Here is a 1,781-nt window from a genome sequence, read left to right as displayed (position 1 = left end):
GGTGGGGTCAGTCGGGTTGGTTGGGTTGGTGGGATCGGTCGGGCTTGTTGGGTTGGTGGGGTCGGTCGGGTTCGTGGGATTCGTTGGGTTCGTTGGGTTGGTGGGATCGGTCGGATTGGTCGGGTTGGTCGGGTTGGTCGGGTTCGTGGGGTTGGTGGGATTCGTGGGGTCGGTCGGGTTGGTGGGGTCCGTGGGGTTGGTTGGGTTCGTGGGGTTGTCGTCCACGACCTTGAAGCGGTGCAGGGTCTTGTCCGTCGACGTCAGGGTGCACGCCGCGTCGAACGTGTCCTTGCCCGTGACCAGTTGAACCGGCTTGCCGTTCGCGTCCCGCGCGATCATGTCGTGCAGCGAGATGTTGTTGACGTCGATGCTGCCGTCGCCGGTCCGGTCGAAGGTCAGCGGGGGCGCGTGGCCGGTGGCCAGCACCGCGAAGTCGGCGGGCGGGCTGGGGATGTCGCCCTTGGCCACGTCGTTCTCGACCTTGATCCCGGAGAGCGGCCCCGACGGGGTGTTCACCGTGACGTCGGCGGTCGCCTTGCCCTCCAGGGTCCTGGCGCCGACCAGTCCGAGGCCCTGCGCGGCCCGGGAGCTCACCAACGTGTTCGCGTCGATTTCGAAGGCCGGGGTCGCCTGGCCCTTCGGGATCTCGGCCGGGATGTCGGCCGTGATGGTGATCTTGATCGGGTCGGCGCCGATCAGGGGGAAGACGCAGGAGTAGTCCTGTACCAGCTTGGCGGGCACCGCCGTCGCAGTCCCGGCCGCGGTGACCGACACCGTGGTGGCGACCACACCGATGGCCGCGGTGACGGCCAGGGTGGACAGCGTCCCCTTGGTCCGCTTTCTCTGAATTCCCATGAGCTGCCTCTCGCAGTGGCGAAACCATCGTTTCCGGACCGGAAACTACTGAGCGGTAAGGTAGGGGTCAAGGTGAAAATCAGGACCGGGCGACCCGTGAATTGCGAATTGGCAGTGACCGATGAATCCGGCAGTCTTTTTTCGTTGTCCGGTGCGTACTCCCCTCCGCGTACGGACGTGATTCGGACGTATGCGGAACGGCCTTGAAGCGGCCGTTGACCGCAGTTCCCGGCATCAGTACTTTCCCGGGAGTATGGGAGTCCCCGAAAACAGAACCAGGGTGAAATACGCGTTGGCCGCTCCGGCCGCTCTCGCGCTGGCCGGTGGCGCGCTCCTCTCGTACGGCGCGGGGGACGCGGCGGCCGTGGAGGCCCGGCTCTCACAGACGTACGAGTGCGCGTTTCCGCTCATCGGGGCGGACCCGCTCAAGGTGGCGATCACCGCCGAGCTGCCCGCCACGGTCCCGGTGAACACACCGACAGGCGCGATACGGATCGACGCCCTCTCCACGGTGAGCGCACGGGCGGCGCAGGGCCTCGGGCTCGTGGGCGCGAAGAGCGTGGAGGGCGTCGCCGCGGCGAGCGCCACGGTGAACCTGCCGGGCGGCGAGCAGCTCGACGTCGGTGTGGACGCCGCCGTGGCGAAGGCCGAAGTGCCCAGTCCGGCCAGGGACTTCGAGGTCAGGGCGTCCGGAGCGGCCCCCTCGCTCTCCTTCCGCAGGCCCGGCTCGGCCACCATCGACGTCAACGCGCTCACGCTGAAGCTGACGGCCCGGGACGCGGCGGGCAAGGTCGTCCGACTGCCGCCGTACGGGGACGTGTTCGAGGCACCCTGCACGCTCAAGCCGGCCGACCAGAACAGGACGCTGCACCGGTTCACCGTCACCGGCGCCGACCCCACGGGCCCGACCCCCACCGGCCCGGGCA

At 68.6% G+C, this 1,781-nt stretch carries 2 protein-coding genes; one reads left to right on the top strand and one right to left on the bottom strand.

The window, feature by feature from the left end; genetic code table 11:
• Positions 1–855, bottom strand: an 855-nt coding sequence (locus tag ACJA3G_RS36270; RefSeq protein ID WP_406557285.1) for a DUF6801 domain-containing protein, incomplete at its 3' end; no start/stop codon positions are given.
• A 280-nt stretch (positions 856–1,135) separates the two neighbouring features.
• Here ACJA3G_RS36270 and ACJA3G_RS36265 point away from each other — a divergent pair.
• On the top strand, positions 1,136–1,781 hold a 646-nt coding region (locus ACJA3G_RS36265), incomplete at its 3' end, for a DUF6801 domain-containing protein (RefSeq protein ID WP_406557284.1).

Origin of the sequence: Streptomyces sp. YS-3, from assembly GCF_045257485.1 — a bacterium.
In the GTDB taxonomy this organism is placed as follows: Bacteria; Actinomycetota; Actinomycetes; order Streptomycetales; family Streptomycetaceae; genus Streptomyces.
This window is presented reverse-complemented; position numbering and strand designations above follow the sequence as displayed.